The sequence below is a fragment of the Bartonella sp. MR168JLCBS genome, from assembly GCF_042194175.1.
In genome coordinates this window covers 1-768 of record NZ_JBHIMP010000315.1, presented here as the reverse complement: position 1 = coordinate 768, position 768 = coordinate 1, and the positions used below count along the sequence as shown (strand labels likewise).

Annotated in this window: 2 pseudogenes; one reads left to right on the top strand and one right to left on the bottom strand. The window is 41.9% G+C overall.

Features of this window, described 5'->3' with window-relative positions:
* Positions 1 to 130 (top strand): annotated as a pseudogene (locus tag ACFIK8_RS11120) (50S ribosomal protein L28); the annotation flags it as partial.
* Between the two features lie 235 nt (positions 131 to 365).
* Here the strand turns inward: ACFIK8_RS11120 and ACFIK8_RS11115 are convergent.
* Positions 366 to 768: pseudogene (locus ACFIK8_RS11115) on the bottom strand (cobaltochelatase subunit CobT); the annotation flags it as partial.

The following is a 768-nucleotide window of genomic DNA, read 5'->3' as shown; positions in this document are numbered from 1 at the left end:
TTTGCGTTCTGTTGAGCACCGCGGTGGTCTTGATAGCTTTTTGGTCAGAGCTGATGATAAAGAATTATCGCAACGTGCCCGTTTGTTAAAACGTCAAATTGTTAAGAAAAAAGCTGAACAAGCGGCGTAATCGCCTTTGTTGACTACGAGACTGGATTGTTTGCTCTCGTTTTAAGGTTAGGGGGCGCTGTTTTGGGCTTTTACTGTTTGTTCCTGTATTGAGTGGGTTCCATTACCCAAGTTAAGGAACTCTCCTCACGCAGTCCTTTGTTAGAACAGCAAAAGAAGAGGTATGTTGTTTTTTCTGTTTTTGCAATGTGCCTTGCTATGACTGCTTCTAATATTTTGATTCAGTTTCAGGGGGCTTAAGATTTCTTATAAAGATGAAGCGTTTTTTCGGTAAAGAGTGCGGCTAATTGTTTTGTTATCGCGTCGGCTAATCCTTCAGCATTCATAACTGTTACAGCGCGTTGATAATAACGTATAACGTCATGACCAATGCCAATGGCAATAAGTTCTATGGGCGAATGGATTTGGATTTCTTGAATCACCGCGCGTAAATGTTTTTCAAGATAATTGCTAGAATTAACGGACAGTGTTGAATCATCAACAGGAGCTCCATCAGAAATAATCATGAGAATCCGACGCTGTTCACGCCGTGATAAAAGGCGCTGATGCGCCCAAATAAGTGCTTCACCATCAATATTTTCTTTCAGCAATCCTTCCTGCATCATCAAACCTAAATTGCGTCGTGCTCGACGCCACGGT